We start from the raw sequence: 16,496 nt of genomic DNA, 5'->3' as shown, positions 1-16,496 counted from the left end.
ACGAAGCGATTACGTACGAAATTTAAAAAAGGTGTTGGTATGGCCATCAAGCTACTTGCGACTGAACACGATTTGGGTGGTTTACGCGTAAAAAGAGTGTTGCCCCATGAAAAAAAGAAAATGGTGGGGCCTTTCATATTTTTTGATCATATGGGGCCTACATCATTTGAGGCAGGGCAGGGTATTAATGTCCGACCACATCCGCACATTGGTCTATCTACACTCACCTATTTATTTGAAGGTAGTATCCTACACAGAGACTCTTTAGGTAATCACTTAGAGATTATGCCTGGTGATGTTAATTGGATGACAGCGGGCAAGGGGATTGTGCATTCTGAACGGGAAACATTTGAGGTGCGAGCAAATCAGCATCGCATCAATGGTTTGCAGTGTTGGATTGCCCTTCCTCAAACCATGGCCGAATTGGAGCCAAGTTTTAATCATGTCAAAAAAGCTCAATTACCACATATTATTCACGAAGATATTATGATGCGTTTAGTGGTAGGTGAAGCGTTCGGCATGAGCTCACCTGTTAAAACCTACTCTCCAATGTTTTATTTAGATATTGCTGCGGCAGTAGGTAGTCATATAGAAAAACCACATTCTTCGCATGAGACTGCGGTTTATGTGATTGACGGTGCTGTAGCGATAGATGGAGAGTCTTATGGCGCTGGCGAGTTTATTTTACTTGAAAACGAATCAGGATTTGAATTTTTAAATTCAGGTCGAGTCGTGATGCTAGGGGGTAAAAAGTGGTTGAGTACACCTTATTTAAATTGGAATTTTGTATCATTTTCTAAAGAACGTATTTCACAAGCAAGAGACGACTGGCAACATGGTCGTTTTCCTTCAATTCCAGACGACAATAAAGAGCACATTCCATTACCTTAACGATATATATGATAAGAAAGCTCAATTGGCAAAAATCTAATTCCTAGACTTTTGATTAATAAACGTTCGATAATGCGGTTTTAGCGTAAAAATACCCGCTATTCACAACGATATGTTTGCCAATTGCAGGGTTTTGGGTAGTATATCGACAGCTTTCAATACAATAAAAACAAATACGTTGGAGTCAAAATGAAGGAAATTCTGATTATTAGCGATAATCAAGATCGTAAACATAATCTGAATATCATTCTCAGTTTTATGGGAGAGGCAGTATCTAATACTGACTATAAACATGCGCTTCAAACAATCAAAACTAAACCAGACCTGTTTTGTATTTTCCTAGATGGCGAGATCCCAGAAGAAGCTGAAGAAATCATCCAAAAATGTTCTGTTTTGCCTTTTATTAATATTGGCTTTCAGTTGTCAAATGATGTCACTTTCCCTAATTTGATCGGAAGTTTGTTCGAACCTATTTTATTGCCAAACATGCAAGAACTACTTAGTAAAAGTGAAGAGTTCAACGCAAAAAATGCGCCCTCCAATACTAAAAACTCGGGTAAAACAAGACTGTTCCGTTCACTAGTTGGGCATAGCGGTGGTATACAAGATGTGCGCAAATTGATTGAGCAGGTCGCCCCCACAGACGCCAACGTATTGGTATTGGGCGAGTCTGGTACAGGTAAAGAAGTGGTTGCAAGAAACATTCATTACATGTCAAAACGTCAAAAGGGACCTTTTATTCCGGTTAACTGTGGCGCTATCCCTGGGGAGCTACTAGAAAGTGAACTGTTTGGGCATGAAAAGGGAGCGTTTACTGGTGCAGTAGGGGCGCGAAAAGGACGCTTTGAACTGGCTGAAGGTGGCACACTCTTTTTGGATGAAATTGGTGACATGCCTCTTCAGATGCAGGTTAAGCTACTTCGAGTTTTACAAGAACGGATTTTTGAAAGAGTAGGTGGCACCAAGACAATCTCCTGTGACGTTCGAATCATTGCTGCAACCCATCGAAATTTAGAAACAATGATCACAGATGGTAAATTTAGAGAAGATTTATTTTACCGATTAAACGTCTTTCCGATAGAAACGCCAGCACTTCGCGAAAGAGCGCAAGACATTCCTTTATTGCTTCTAGAATTAGTTTCGCGCATGAAAGCTAATAATGAAATTGGTGTAACGTTTAATGAAGAAGCATTGCGCTCACTGACTACTCACAGTTGGCCGGGCAATGTACGAGAACTTTCTAATTTAGTTGAACGGCTCGCTATTTTGTATCCTAATGGCCTTATTGACTTGAAGAAATTACCGAGCAAGTATCAATATGGAAATACAGAAATAAGCGACTCTGGTTTAAGCGAAGAACAATCAGAAAGAGAAGCTTTAAATGAATTGTTCGGCTCAAATACTATGCTAAGCCCCGACAACCACGATGCTATGAATCAACATGAACAAGGACAAGCTCCTATATCTCCCACGGTGAGTGCTTCTCTTCCAAGCGATGGTGTAAACCTAAAAGAGTATTTGTCAGACTTAGAAATAAACCTGATTACGCAGGCTTTAGATCAACAAGAATGGGTAGTTGCCAGAGCTGCCGATCAACTTGGTATGCGTCGAACTACGCTTGTTGAAAAAATGCGTAAATACGAAATTAGTCGTCAAAATTAGTCGCGTTCTGTTTTCTAATGTCAGTAAATTGACAGCAGTTGCTTTGGTTTTTTAGCTTAAGCTATTGAAATTAAAGCTGATTAATTTTGGCATGTCTTGTGCAAATCTCCTCTGTACATTTGTCTTTTTAGACGAGAGAGGATTATGCAACATTCAAGTGAACACCCTTCAAGTCTGCTTAGCGCAGTTCCACCGATTCAGGTTGTGGATATCGCTTCACATACGTCTAATAAAGCTGACGAATTAGAAGAGTTGAGAAAAAAATCTGACCGCTTGACTCATTTATTACAAGTTATGCCCGCCGGCGTGATTGTTTTAGATAATAAAGGCATGATCAGACAGGCTAATGAGCAGGCTGTTACGTTACTAGGAGAGCCATTAGAAGCAACCTTGTGGCGAGATATTATTGTCCGTTCTTTTAAGCCACAAGCTGATGACGGGCACGAAGTGTCTCTGCGAGACGGTCGAAAAGTCAAATTGACAATTACACCGCTTGAAGAAGAAAAAGGTCAATTAATTGTCATTACAGATCTAACTGAAACACGTGATTTACAGAGTCGCCTCAGCCATCTACAAAAGCTGTCATCACTAGGTAAAATGGTCGCAACACTTGCGCATCAAGTAAGAACACCACTGTCCTCTGCAATGCTGTACGCAGCTAACCTTAAATCTCTCAATCTTAACAATCCTATTGCAGAAAAATTTACAAACAAACTGTTGACGCGTCTAAAGGACCTTGAAAGTCAGGTCAATGACATGCTTCTGTTTGCAAAAAGTGGTGATCAACAGATAGTGAAACCTGTTAATGCTGCTGGAGTGGTTAATGCTGCGATTGCTGCAGTTGATGCGTCAGCATTTCATAAGAAAATAGACATACAAACCAATGCCTTTAATCCCAAAATAACAATTTTAGGGAATGAAACAGCGATATCTGGAGCGGTTTCTAATCTGCTGCACAATGCAATTCAGGCCTCAAATGAACATTCGTCAATTAAAGTAGTAATGGCGTCTGTGACCCATGATTCCAAACCATTTGTGAGCATTTCAGTTGTTGATCAAGGTAAAGGGATTGATGAGGCAGAAGTATCCAAAATATTTGAGCCTTTTTACACCTCTAAATCACAAGGGACGGGGTTAGGACTAGCGGTCGTTAAATCCGTGGCACAATCTCACAAGGGCCTAATTAGTGCTCGTAACAATAGTAACGGTGTAGGTGCTAGCTTTGAGCTTTGCTTACCTTCATTCCAAGAAAATCAAAATTTTGCGAGTGCTCAATCTCACGGTCACTCTTCAGTAGTTGCAATATCTAACGGAGTATCATCATGAGTAAAACAAAAATCTTAATTGTAGAAGACGACCACGGTTTGCGTGAAGCGTTAGTCGACACTTTGTTATTGGGTGGTTATCAAGTGACGCCAGTAGATTGCGCCGAAAATGCGATGATTAAACTTTCAGAAGGTAAATTTGACTTGGTGGTCAGCGATATTCAAATGGGAGCGATGACTGGTCTATCACTCCTAAAAAGCATTAAAGCCAAATACCCCAATTTACCCGTTTTATTGATGACGGCATACGCCAACATAAACGATGCGATCCAAGCAATGCGAGATGGAGCAACTGATTATTTATCAAAGCCATTCGCTCCAGAGGTCTTATTAAACTGCGTGGGTCGCTACGCGCCGGCACAAAAAGTCGAGTCTAAAACCCCCATTGTAGGTGACGAATCAAGCGTCAATATGTTGGCTTTAGCAAGAAAAGTGGCTCGTTCAGACGCTACTGTGATGGTACTGGGTCCAAGCGGGTCTGGTAAAGAAGTCTTGTCGCGTTACATACATGATCAATCGAAACGCAACGAAGCTCCTTTTGTCGCAATCAACTGTGCTGCTATCCCAGAAAATATGCTTGAGGCGACCTTATTTGGTTATGAAAAAGGTGCTTTTACGGGGGCTATCCAAGCCTGTCCCGGTAAGTTCGAACAAGCCCAAGAGGGTACGTTGTTGCTTGATGAAATAACAGAAATGGATTTAGCGCTGCAATCAAAACTACTCAGAGTATTACAAGAGCGTGAAGTAGAGCGTTTGGGCGGTAGAAAAACTATTTCATTAAATGTAAGGGTAATTGCTACTAGTAACCGTGATTTAAAATTGGCGGTTGAGGAAGGGAAATTTAGAGAAGATTTATACTATCGACTCAACGTATTCCCAATAACATGGTTACCCTTGGCGCAACGCACTGGCGATATCATTCCACTAGCCACTCATTTATTGAATCGGCACGCACTGCAGCAAAATATTGGGATTCCAGATCTGAGTATGAGTGCTCAACAAAAACTGTTAAATCATAGTTGGCCGGGCAATGTTCGCGAGCTAGAAAACGTGATACAGCGTGCCTTGATTCTAGCTGAAGGAAACCTGATAACTGCGGATGATCTGCTCATTGAAGCAAGCAGCGCGATTCCTCTAACGAGAACTCAAGTGATGCCTCAAAGCATGTATCAAGAAGTGTCAAATCCACCCCCTGAAGAAAACGCTAAACTATTGGGTTCAGAATTACGCCAGCAAGAGCACCAAATCATCTTAGATGCACTTCAAGCTTTTAACGGTAAACGCAAAGATGTTGCTGAAAAGTTAGGCATCAGTCCGAGAACACTTCGTTACAAGCTAGCTAAAATGCGTGACTCTGGTATTCAGGTACCCAATTAACCATATTCATTTGTGAGCAATCGACAGGATGTCGCTTTGATGCCGCTTTTTAGCGGCATTTTTTTGTCTCAAAATCCTATGATGTTTAAGTTGTATCTTGTTGAAAAGTAAGGATTTAAAATTGGCATGTCTCATGCATTGTTGAGGTTAATATGCAAAGGGAAAGCATTTTTTCAAAAAAATGACACTTATTGAGGTAATCAATCATGGATATTAAAGGTAACGCGCTTTATCAACAAATGCAGGCGATGTCGTCAGAAATATCTGGCGTCGGGATGGGTATTCAGGCTCCTCAGGTTGGCATTAACCAATCTGCGACTCAATTTGCAGATATGCTCAGCGATGCTGTTAACAAGGTCAATGAGATGCAAGGTGGCTCAAGAGAAATGCAGAAGCGTTTTGATATGGGTGATCCAGATATGAGCTTGGCTGATGTGATGGTCGCTAAGGAAAAAGCAGGTATCGCTTTTGAAGCTACGGTTCAGGTCAGAAATAAGTTACTTGAAGCGTATAAAACCATTATGAATATGCCAGTTTAGTATAAGGAATTAGATAAGTGGCTGAAGCAGTAAGTACGGAACTCGCGCTCTCTGATAGTTTGGATACCGAACTACCGGCAGAACCAAAATCAAGTGTAATGGATACACTTGGTAGTACAGAAATGGTGAGACAAATTACACTGGTCGTTACCCTTGTGATTTGCATTGCAATTGCTGTGTTTATTTTTTTATGGTCTAAAGAACCGACTTATCGTCCACTTGCGCAGATGCCTACACAAGAGCTAATCGAAACATTAGATTACCTAGATCAAAACGAAATAAAATATAAATTGGAAGGTAACACGGTTTACGTTGTTGAGTCGCAATTTAAAGATGTAAAAATTGGAATGGCCAGAAGCGGAATTTCTAATGAAGCTTCTCAAGGCACAGATATTATCATGCAAGATATGGGCTTTGGAGTAAGCCAACGCGTTGAAATGGAGCGCTTAAAGCATGCTAGAGAGCAGCAACTTGCGCGCACAATTGAAGAAATGAATTCAATTGGTCGGGCAAAGGTGTTGCTCGCATTACCCAAAGAAAATGTTTTTGCTAGACGAGAGAAGAAAGCAAGTGCAACGGTTGTTGTAACCGCTCGTCGCGGCAATATAGTGGCTGGTGAAGAAGTTGATTCGATTGTTGATATTGTTGCTTCAGCTGTTCAAGGTCTTGAGCCAAGTAGAGTTACCGTTACCGATAATAATGGCAGGCTGCTTAATTCTGGGTCGCAAGATTCAATGAGCTCCATGGCACGAAAAGAGTTTGAGTTGGAGAAAAAGCGCGAACTAGAATACATGGAAAAGATAGACTCCATCTTGATTCCTGTACTAGGTCTTGGCAACTACACTGCACAAGCCGATGTCACGATGGATTTCACTGCTGTTGAACAAACTCAACGTCGTTTTAATCCCGATCTACCTGCGGTCAGAAGTGAAATGATTTCCGAGCAAAATAACGTGGGTAATATCATCGCAGGCATTCCTGGAGCGCTAACCAATCAACCACCACTTGAGTCAGACATACCTGAAGAAGCAACAGGTGGAAATGGGGACCGTCCTGTTCCTGGCAGCAGCAGCAAAGAGTCAACACGCAATTATGAGCTTGATACTACGATCAGTCATACCAAACAGCAGTCAGGGGTAATTAGAAGGTTAAGCGTATCTGTTGCAGTAGACCATATAGCTACAACTGCGGCAGACGGCACTGTAACTACCGAACCAAGAAGCCAAGAATCATTGCTAAATATTCGTCGCTTACTACAGGGGGGAATAGGCTTCGATGTCACGCGCGGTGATTCGCTCGAAGTGGTGAGTATTCCTTTCAACCGAACAGATCTAGGCGAAATTGCACAAACTCCATTTTGGGAGCAAGAGCGATTTATGCCAATCCTAAAACTAGTATTAGGTGCGATTGTTATTATTGTATTGATACTTGCTGTTGTGCGCCCAATGCTCAAGAAGTTGATTTTCCCTGATACAGAAATAGACAGCGCCTTTGACAATGAAGAAGGTCTTGATTTGGGTGATGACGCAGATAATTTATTGACTGAAGAATTTGACCCTACAGCCGTGGGCTTTGCAGCTGACGGTACCTTAATGTTGCCGAACTTACACAAAGATGAGGATGTTTTAAAAACAGTCAGAGCTTTGGTAGCAAATGAGCCTGAACTTTCTGCCCAGGTAGTTCGTGGTTGGTTGATGCAAGATGAATAATTTCAAAATTAGGAAGCAGTAGGATGGCGGACGAAGATAATAACGAACAATTAGAAGCGCCCGCATATGATGTCGATAAACTCGAAGGTATAGAGAAGGCTTCCATCTTGTTACTCAGTCTCTCTGAAGAAGATGCTGCGCAAATACTTAAATTTTTAGAACCAAAACAAGTACAGGTTTTAGGCAGTGCGATGGCCGTCATGGAAGATATGACGCAAGACAAAATTACTGCCGTACACAAACATTTTATTGATGAGATCCAAAATTATTCAACGATAGGATTCAAGAGCCAAGATTTCGTTAGGCGTGCACTAATAGCTGCGTTAGGTGAAGATAAAGCCGCTCATTTGCTTGATCAAATAATGACTGGTAATGGCGCTAAAGGGCTCGAATCTCTTAAATGGATGGATTCTAAGCAAGTCGCAACCATTATTCGGAATGAGCACCCGCAAATTCAAACTATTGTGATGTCTTATTTGGAGCCAGAGCAATCTGCCGAAATACTGTCACAGTTCCCTGAAAAAGTCCGACTGGACTTACTGATGCGCGTTGCAAATCTAGAAGAGGTACAACCTGCTGCATTGCAAGAGTTGAATGAGATAATGGAAAAACAATTTGCCGGTCAGGCAGGTGCACAAGCAGCTAAAATGGGCGGCTTAAAATCTGCAGCTAATATTATGAACTACCTTGATACAAATATTGAAGGTCAGTTGATGGATGCGATTCGTGAACAAGACGAAGAAATGAGTCAGCAAATTCAAGATCTAATGTTCGTGTTTGACAACTTGATTGATGTCGATGATAGAGGTATTCAAGCAATCTTGCGTGAAGTGCAACAAGAAGCCTTGATGAAAGCCATCAAAGGTGCTGATGAAGAGTTGCGCAATAAGATTACGGGCAACATGTCTAAACGAGCAGCTGAGATGCTACTTGACGATCTAGAAGCAATGGGCCCAGTAAGATTGAGTGAAGTTGAAACAGCACAGAAAGAAATTTTGTCAGTTGCAAGAAGACTAGCTGATGCAGGTGAAGTGATGCTCGGCGGTGGCGGTGGCGAAGAATTTGTATAATGGGACGTATTAACAAACCTTTGAACTCTGAGCTATTTAATCACGCAAAAACTTGGGATTTGCCGAGTGTCGATGAGGCACTGGGTGAAGAAAACAACAAGACTAATGCATTAAACAAACCCAAGACATGGAAATACGAAGCACCTGAGGAAGAGATTGAAGAAATCAAACCCTTGACCGCGGAAGAAATAGATGAGATTCGACAATCAGCTTATGAAGAAGGGTTTAAATTAGGTCAACGCGAAGGCCATGAAAAAGGGTATGAAGATGGCCTAGAAAGTGGCCGAAATCAGGGAGTTGAAGAAGGCTCTAAACAAGGGATGGAGTCTGCTCAGGCACAAATAGAGGAACATATCCAAGCTTTGACTAAGCAATGGCAGTCGTTGATAAACGCTTATGCCACACCTTTAACCAATATTAATCAAGATGTCGAAAAAGAGCTTATGATATTGGCGGTCAAATTAGCAGAATCCGTGATAGGCGTTGAAACAAGTCAAAATTCCGAAATATTGCTTTCTGCAATCAGTGAAGGTATCAAAGTACTCCCCGTGCAGGATAAAAGTTATCAATTTCAGATGCACCCCGACGATGTTGCATTAGTAGGAGAACACTTTGGGCAAGAGTGCCTAAATGAAAATAATTGGCAATTAATTGAAAACCCCAATATGTCTCGCGGCGGTTGTGAAATAATTACAGAAAACAATGCAGTAGATGTATCGATAGAAAGGCGTTGCAAAGAAGTTTTTGAAAAGTTTTTAAATGAACAAGGTATTAGCAATGACCCAAGAACTGCTTGAGCGAATAAAGTCAGCCCAACAAAATCTCGCTAAACCCAGGGCAGTAGCATCTGGGAAGTTGATAAGAGGGGTTGGGTTAACGCTTGAGGCCGTTGGTTGTCAAATCCCCATTGGTGGTCGTTGTTTGGTACAAACTAGCGATGGCGAAATAGAAGCTGAGGTAGTCGGTTTTGCCGGTGATATCACTTACTTGATGCCAACAGAGTCTGTGAAAGGAATTGTCCCTGGCTCACGTGTTCAACCTTTAACTGCCAGTAACGGAATATTAGTTGGAGATAACTTATTGGGCCGAGTGATTGATGCGAATGGGCGGCCTTTAGATGGCAAAGGACCATTGGGCTGTCATACAAACGCAAGCCTTTCGCCTGCACCGATTAACCCCTTGTTGAGACAACCTGTTTCAACACCCTTGGACGTAGGTGTAAGGGCGATAAACACCATGATTACCGTCGGGCAGGGACAACGAATGGGCTTATTTGCTGGCTCAGGCGTTGGTAAAAGTGTATTGATGGGGATGATGACCAGAGGTACCACAGCTGATATTGTAGTGGTCGGGTTAATTGGAGAACGTGGTAGAGAAGTTAAAGAATTCATTCAAGACATTCTTACTGAAGAAGAGCGCGAAAAAGCCGTAGTAGTTGCTGCCCCTGCAGATACTTCACCTTTGATGCGTTTAAAAGGTTGTGAAGCGGCTGTCACTATCGCAGAGTATTTTAGAGATCAAGGTAAAAACGTTTTACTGTTGATTGATTCATTAACGCGCTATGCAATGGCTCAACGTGAAATAGCCCTTGCAGTAGGTGAGCCTCCTGCTACAAAAGGTTATCCGCCCAGTGTGTTTGCAAAATTGCCTGCATTAGTAGAAAGAGCGGGTAATGGGACGAGCCAACAAGGTTCAATCACTGCTTTTTACACTGTTTTGACTGAAGGTGATGACTTACAAGATCCAATAGCAGATTCTGCGCGTGCAATTTTAGACGGTCATATCGTGTTATCGCGAAGAATAGCCGAATCAGGCCATTATCCCGCAATTGACATCGAGGCATCAATTAGTCGAGTCATGCCCGCTGTAGTGAGTGACGAGCATGTTCAAAATGCGCGCATGATTAAACAGGTTTACTCTACTTACCATCGCAACAGTGACTTAATTAATATTGGCGCCTACACACGCGGAACAGACCCCAAAATTGACTTATCTATTGCGGCGGAACCAGCTATAAATGCATTTTTGCAGCAGACAACCAAGCAAATTCTCCCATTTAAAGAAAGCCTTGAATCAATGAGCACCTTGTGTGGGGGATTAAATGCCGCGTCAGCTCATGGTCAAAAAGCTAACCAGCGACAAGCGCAATAAAGGTTGTAATTGATGAGCAGTCTTAAACAGCTAGCGCTCGTAGCAGAAGTCGAAACAAGTCGAGAGCAAAAATGCGCACAGCAGTATCAATTGGCTCAAAAAAATGTCGTCGATAATCGAAATAAGTTGCAGGGGCTTGAAGAATACAGACTAAATTACCTTAAAATGCTACAACAAAAAGGCCAATTAGGATTAGAAGCTAAAAACATGCATCAACATCATTCTTTTGTAGGTAAATTAGATAAAGCATGTGAACAGCAAACCCAATTCTTAAATCAAGCCTCCCTCGCTGCTGAAGAACGAAAGCGCCAATGGATGACACAGCAACAAAAACGCAAAGCAATTGAACATCTAATTCAGAGCAAAAAAGACCTAGCAAAACAAAAAGAAGATAAGCAAGAACAAGCGATGTTTGACGAAGTGGCCTTACAGAAATTTGTAAGAAGTCAATTTCATCCATATTAGGCTTTCAGCTTTTTACACTGGCTGATTGGTTTCAATTATCCTTAGCTTTTCCCCTATTCAATTATATATCCAAACCCACTTGCTATTCCAAGTCAGAAGCGGCAGTAATACTATTCTTGTGGCAATACTTCGCGCTTTATATACGGTGATTTTTGTTTAAGCTATTGATAATAAAGGGGTATAATTGTGGCATGTGCTTTGCTAATCCTGTTCTAGCTAAACCTTTTATGTTTGTAAAAACCGTAAAACTTTGAGGTTTTAACTAAATAAATGCTTAGGATGATTGATTATGATGCAACATATTGCCGCACTTAAACCTGAATTGAATGCACAGCTTCCGATTGATGACTTTAAGATTAGTACAGGGCTTACTAACGACGATCCTTCACTCCGCCAAACCTTTGAACAACGAAGTGCTTTTGAAGATGCAATGGAGCAAGCTAGGCAACGTCAAGAATCTAAAGCGAATGAGCAAACTGAAATTGAACGCAATAGACAGCATCATGAGACCAAACAGCGTGAGCAAGCCGAGCTCGAGGAAAATAGAGCTCTGGAGCAAAGGCGTGATGTACATGATAAGCAGTCAAAACAAGAGAGCCTAAGGGCTGAAGAACGTAAAAAAGCTTATGAAGAAAGTCAAGCTAGAATTGCTGAACAAAAAGAACGCGCTGAGCAAAGTGTCAAAGATAACGACAACGACAATCGCAATGAGAAAGTAAGCGATGTCAACGAAGACGCTAATGCGAAACCGAAAGATCATGATGATGCTAGTTCTGATAGGAAGCTTGAGTCAGCTGATACCAGAAATGAGACCCGTGATAGTGAAGACAAAAACGACTTTGATTGGGTTGAATACGTTAATCAGGTCAGATTGTTGGACTCAAAAGATGAAGCGATAGTCGACATTGATGGATTAGAAAGCAAGCTATCTAGTTACGATTTGTTTACTCAATTTATTGAAGATCAAAAGCTAACTGAGGAAGGTACACAAAGCGCTAAGATTGAAGGAATCGATGAAATTGTCGAAAAATTGCCAGTAGACATGCAAGAAGAGTTTGTAACTGTGCATCTAAATCGAGATGAGTTAGTTGCAATATTCGAACTAGAAGGGTTATCAATCGACTCTAACATCACAATTGATGCAGAAAAGCTTGAAGCCTTAGATAACGCCGTAGCCAAAATTTTAGAGCGTTTTATTAGTTCAGAGCAAGAAAGTAATGAAGCTACGAACGAAACTGAAAACTCAGTTAATAAAGATACCGAATTAGCGCTCGATTCAGATTTGTTAAAAACACTTATTGCAAACAAAAAGTCTGACGAGCTTGATGGCAAAAGCGCAATTTCGCTTGATGACAAAGCTACTGGCGTAGAAAAAGAACCGGTGATTAAAGTTGGACCTACAGATGCTGAAAATGTAGCTGTAAAACAGGATGCCACTCAAACCGTTAACGACAAAAAGAAGCCTTTAGTGGACGGGGAGCAATCGATTAACGCATCGCAAAACCAAGAGCTAAAGTTGGGTGAAGGCAAGCAAGCAAAAGAATCAGAAAAGGAGGTGCTCGTCAATAATGATGAACTTTCTCCTGTTCAAACACTTGGTGGAACCAACGGACTTAGCAATCGAGATAATGATGTTTTGGCGAGAGAGGAAATAAGATTGGCCGGCCGAGCGCAAGCTGTTGAATCTATTTCACCAGATCTAAAAGCAGATAAGGTCGTTGAGCTTCCCAAAAAAACCAATGGTAGCAAAGCGCTGGCGCTTTTAGGTAACTTACCAGAAGACAAGTTAAAAAGCGCATTGGAAAATATAAACAAACGAGTCAGCGAAGTCGTGACCGAACTTAAAGCAGAAGGCAAAGGTACTGAGTTTATTGCTGCCTTGCAGGCAGGTGTTAAAGAAGTAAAAGAACAACTAAAGCAAGGGCGTGAACCAGGTATTGATCTTAAAGCGTTAGTCAGCGATGCGCTAGCTAAAACCGAAGTCAGTGCTGTTCAACCACAAGCCGAAGTTAAGCTTGAAAGACAAGTCACGCAGGTTGCGAATATCTTAGGGGTGGCCTCTAGCCTAAGCCAAGCAACAACCCAAGCTGTGAGCGCGACGATTGGCTTGAATGAAGTGAATCTGCAAAAAGAAGTTAACCAAGCTCAAGTAGAAAACGCCAAACAACTGAACCAACAAGCCAATAATGACAAAGCCTTCAATATTCTAAAACCAGATGGACAAACTCAGTTAGCTGAAAAAGTGCGTTGGATGGTCAATAACCGCAGCTTAACGGCAGAAATTCGCCTTGACCCACCTGATTTGGGTGGTATGCAAATTAAAGTCGCGATGTCTGGCGATGCTGCCTCAGTTAATTTTGTTGTTCAATCACAGCACGCAAGAGATGTGTTAGATCAAGCAGCACCGCAACTTAGAGACATGCTTGAAGAGCAGGGGATATCGCTAGGTGAATCAAGTGTCCAGCAAGACTCTGGTAATAATCAACAAGAATTAGCCGAAAACGAAAACCTTGGCACGGGCGGTGCAAACATCATTAATAGTGATGACAACGAAAGTCAAAACAATGACTTAGCTGAACAAAATGTACTCAGCGAACAACGAATTGTTAATGGACGTATTGGTGGTATCGACCACTATGCTTGATTTTAAGCATGGTTAAAGATGCAAGCACAAAGTTTTGACTAATTTAAAAATAAATAAATCCGAGACAAAAAAATGGCAGACGAAGATTTAGAAATTGAAGAAGGCGGCAAGAAAAAAGGCAAGATGATGATCATCATCATTGCAGTTGTCGTGTTACTTGCTGGTGGTGGTGCAGGCGCGTTTTTCTTCTTGGGTGGCGAAGAGCCTGAAGAAGTTGATGCTGCCGCCGAGGAAGTGATGGAAGAAGAGCCTGTTAATACTGGGTTGGCAATGTATGTTGCTATGCCTCGACCTTTTCAATTTAACGCGCCAGGCGTTGCCCGTGAAAGGCTCGTTCAGATCGAAGTTCAGCTGATGGTGCGTGGCATCGAAAACGAAGAGCGCGCGAAGCGACACATCCCGATGATTGAAGGCACTATTTTAAGTGTATTTAGCGCTGCCAATGCTGATGAACTGGTTACTGATGTTGGCAAGGTTGACTTGAAAGAAAAAGCAACCGCACAGGTTCGTCAAGTCATGAATGAATTAGAGAAAGACCCAGTCGTAGAGCAAGTATTATTTACTGGATTTGTAATTCAGTAAGCCGAACTAAATTGGTTTGTCTAACTAAACCATGAACACCGGTTTAACTAACAGGCAAACTTAACAAGAGAGAAAATTGTGAGCGATTTATTATCACAAGACGAGATTGATGCGCTACTTCACGGAGTAGACGATGTCGAAGAAGAAGAGGTCGAAGAGGTCGAGCATGACGGCTCAGCTCTAGAGTACGACTTTTCTTCTCAAGACCGTATCGTCCGTGGTCGCATGCCGACCTTAGAAATCGTTAATGAACGATTTGCACGCCATATGCGCGTATCGCTTTTCAATATGATGAGACGAGCGGCTGAAGTATCAATCAACGGTATTCAAATGATTAAGTTTGGTGAGTACATTCATACTTTGTTTGTACCGACTAGTTTGAACATGGTGCGCTTTAGACCTTTGAAAGGCACTGGCTTGATTACTATGGAAGCGCGTTTAGTCTTTATCATGGTTGATAACTTCTTTGGCGGTGATGGTCGTTACCACGCCAAAATCGAGGGCAGAGAGTTTACACCAACAGAGCGACGCATCATACAGATGCTACTTAAGCTTATCTTTGAAGACTACAAAGAAGCTTGGGCGCCGGTTATGGATGTATCGTTCGAATACTTGGACTCAGAAGTCAACCCAGCGATGGCGAATATCGTCAGTCCGACAGAAGTAGTCGTGATCAGTTCGTTTCATATCGAATTAGACGGTGGTGGTGGCGATTTCCACGTTTCCTTGCCTTATTCAATGCTAGAACCCATCCGCGAATTACTCGATGCAGGTGTTCAAAACGATAAAGAAGATACCGACTTCAGGTGGAGTAAAGCACTTCGTGATGAAATTATGGATGTCAAAGTGGGGCTTAACACGCACCTACTAGAGATGGACATCAGTTTAGAACGATTAATGAATATCCAAGCGGGTGACATTATCCCAATTGATATGCCAGAAACAGTCACGGTCTTGATAGAAGAGTTGCCGACGTTTAGAGCCAAGCTTGGTAAATCAAGAGACAACGTCGCACTGAAAATAACTGAAAAGATACCGCGTCCAACGTCAGTGAAGTCAGAGCTTCAATTGCTGACAAAAGGCGGAAAAGTGATAGATAACGATGCAGAGCTTTCTGTATTAGAAGAAGATTTGTAAGTAATAGGAAAAGACAATGAGTGAAGAAGGCGAAGGTTTAGACGATTGGGAAGCCGCGATGCAAGAGCAAGCTGAAGCCGAGGCTGAAGGTGGTGGTGAAGGTGACGCTCAAGACGACATTGATGCGATAATGAATGCCGAAGCCCAGTCTGGCGCTCAGCCAGCTGATCTTGAAGAGCTTTCTGAAGACGCACCGATAACGGGTGCTGAAAAGAAAAAGCTAGATACGATTTTAGATATCCCTGTCACCATTTCGATGGAAGTGGGAAGAAGCGAGATTTCAATTCGAAATTTATTGCAATTGAACCAAGGTTCAGTTGTTGAATTAGACCGCGTTGCGGGCGAGCCATTAGATGTTTTGGTAAATGGCACGTTGATTGCTCATGGAGAGGTAGTAGTGATTAACGATAAGTTCGGTATACGGTTAACAGATGTTATTTCTCAGGTCGAAAGAATTAAAAAACTCAAATAAAAACATATATAGAACAGTGTTTTATGCACTGTTCGCCTCTTTCTTTTTTACATTTAATAGTTACGCTCAAAGTTCACCCCAAACTAATTCTTTATCAAATCCATCCTCGGTTTTGTCAATATTTCTCTCTTTATTACTGGTCGTCGCCATTATTTTTGCGCTTGCGTGGTTGATGCGTCGATTTAATGTCACTCAGGCTGGCAATGGTCAAATGAAGATGGTGGCCTCGATGATGGCAGGCACAAAAGAAAAGGTCATTGTGATTGAAGTCGGAGAGGAACAATACCTATTGGGGGTGACTGCTAATCAAATAAATCACCTTGCAACTTTAGATAAGCCTTTAAAAACCAATCACAAGCAAGGTGAAACTGTCGTTTCATCATTGGGACAAGGTGGGTTCCAACAAAAGCTCGCGACTGCGATGGCTCAAGCTATCAATCCTAATGTTAAAGGTAAGCCAAATAATGATTAA

15 protein-coding genes are annotated in these 16,496 nt (G+C 41.9%); all 15 read left to right on the top strand.

Translation table 11 applies throughout. The annotated features are described in order from the left end of the window. Window positions 1–39 precede the first annotated feature (39 nt). The 15 genes from KUL10_RS06710 to fliO all read left to right on the top strand — a co-directional run bounded on the left by KUL10_RS06710 (window position 40) and on the right by fliO (window position 16,496). A complete protein-coding gene (locus tag KUL10_RS06710) occupies window positions 40–891 on the top strand; it encodes a pirin family protein (protein WP_110428149.1) in 852 nt (283 codons plus the stop codon). 189 nt (window positions 892–1,080) lie between these two features. After that, window positions 1,081–2,553, top strand: coding sequence for a sigma-54 dependent transcriptional regulator (locus KUL10_RS06705; protein WP_110428148.1), 1,473 nt, complete (start codon window positions 1,081–1,083; stop codon window positions 2,551–2,553). A gap of 144 nt (window positions 2,554–2,697) precedes the next feature. After that, window positions 2,698–3,879 carry a PAS domain-containing sensor histidine kinase gene (locus tag KUL10_RS06700; protein WP_110428147.1) on the top strand — a complete coding sequence of 394 codons (1,182 nt, stop codon included), beginning with the start codon at window positions 2,698–2,700 and terminating at the stop codon, window positions 3,877–3,879. Beyond that, entirely contained in the window at window positions 3,876–5,255 is a 1,380-nt protein-coding gene (locus KUL10_RS06695; RefSeq protein WP_110428146.1) for a sigma-54 dependent transcriptional regulator, read from the top strand. Before KUL10_RS06700 ends, KUL10_RS06695 begins: the two co-directional genes overlap by 4 nt. A gap of 206 nt (window positions 5,256–5,461) precedes the next feature. Next, window positions 5,462–5,794 (top strand): flagellar hook-basal body complex protein FliE, encoded by a 333-nt coding sequence (gene fliE / locus KUL10_RS06690; RefSeq protein WP_110428145.1) that lies wholly within the window; start codon window positions 5,462–5,464, stop codon window positions 5,792–5,794. A gap of 17 nt (window positions 5,795–5,811) precedes the next feature. Beyond that, window positions 5,812–7,503, top strand: coding sequence for a flagellar basal-body MS-ring/collar protein FliF (gene fliF / locus KUL10_RS06685; protein WP_110428144.1), 1,692 nt, complete (start codon window positions 5,812–5,814; stop codon window positions 7,501–7,503). Window positions 7,504–7,526: 23 nt separating this feature from the next. Beyond that, complete coding sequence (gene fliG, locus KUL10_RS06680; protein WP_110428143.1) at window positions 7,527–8,573, top strand: flagellar motor switch protein FliG; 1,047 nt, start codon at window positions 7,527–7,529, stop codon at window positions 8,571–8,573. Then, entirely contained in the window at window positions 8,573–9,370 is a 798-nt protein-coding gene (gene fliH / locus KUL10_RS06675) for a flagellar assembly protein FliH (RefSeq protein WP_110428142.1), read from the top strand. The genes fliG and fliH overlap by 1 nt, the downstream gene beginning before the upstream one ends. Beyond that, on the top strand, window positions 9,351–10,724 hold the full coding sequence (gene fliI / locus KUL10_RS06670) for a flagellar protein export ATPase FliI (protein WP_110428141.1): 1,374 nt from the start codon (window positions 9,351–9,353) through the stop codon (window positions 10,722–10,724). Before fliH ends, fliI begins: the two co-directional genes overlap by 20 nt. 12 nt (window positions 10,725–10,736) lie before the next feature. Beyond that, on the top strand, window positions 10,737–11,189 hold the full coding sequence (gene fliJ, locus KUL10_RS06665; RefSeq protein ID WP_110428140.1) for a flagellar export protein FliJ: 453 nt from the start codon (window positions 10,737–10,739) through the stop codon (window positions 11,187–11,189). Window positions 11,190–11,478: 289 nt separating this feature from the next. Next, the gene (locus KUL10_RS06660; protein WP_110428139.1) at window positions 11,479–13,833 is read left to right on the top strand and encodes a flagellar hook-length control protein FliK; all 2,355 of its coding nucleotides are present in this window, start codon (window positions 11,479–11,481) and stop codon (window positions 13,831–13,833) included. Between the two features lie 72 nt (window positions 13,834–13,905). After that, window positions 13,906–14,415 carry a flagellar basal body-associated protein FliL gene (gene fliL, locus KUL10_RS06655; protein ID WP_110428138.1) on the top strand — a complete coding sequence of 170 codons (510 nt, stop codon included), beginning with the start codon at window positions 13,906–13,908 and terminating at the stop codon, window positions 14,413–14,415. A 78-nt stretch (window positions 14,416–14,493) separates the two neighbouring features. Further along, window positions 14,494–15,552 carry a flagellar motor switch protein FliM gene (fliM, locus tag KUL10_RS06650; RefSeq protein ID WP_110428137.1) on the top strand — a complete coding sequence of 353 codons (1,059 nt, stop codon included), beginning with the start codon at window positions 14,494–14,496 and terminating at the stop codon, window positions 15,550–15,552. A 16-nt stretch (window positions 15,553–15,568) separates the two neighbouring features. Beyond that, the gene (gene fliN, locus KUL10_RS06645) at window positions 15,569–16,024 is read left to right on the top strand and encodes a flagellar motor switch protein FliN (RefSeq protein WP_110428136.1); all 456 of its coding nucleotides are present in this window, start codon (window positions 15,569–15,571) and stop codon (window positions 16,022–16,024) included. Between the two features lie 112 nt (window positions 16,025–16,136). Further along, on the top strand, window positions 16,137–16,496 hold the full coding sequence (fliO, locus tag KUL10_RS06640) for a flagellar biosynthetic protein FliO (protein ID WP_233499735.1): 360 nt from the start codon (window positions 16,137–16,139) through the stop codon (window positions 16,494–16,496).

The organism is Glaciecola sp. KUL10, from assembly GCF_003203515.1.
Classification (GTDB): domain Bacteria; phylum Pseudomonadota; class Gammaproteobacteria; order Enterobacterales; family Alteromonadaceae; genus Glaciecola.
The sequence above is the reverse complement of the archived record's forward strand: the minus strand, read 5'-3'. Positions and strand labels throughout refer to the sequence as shown.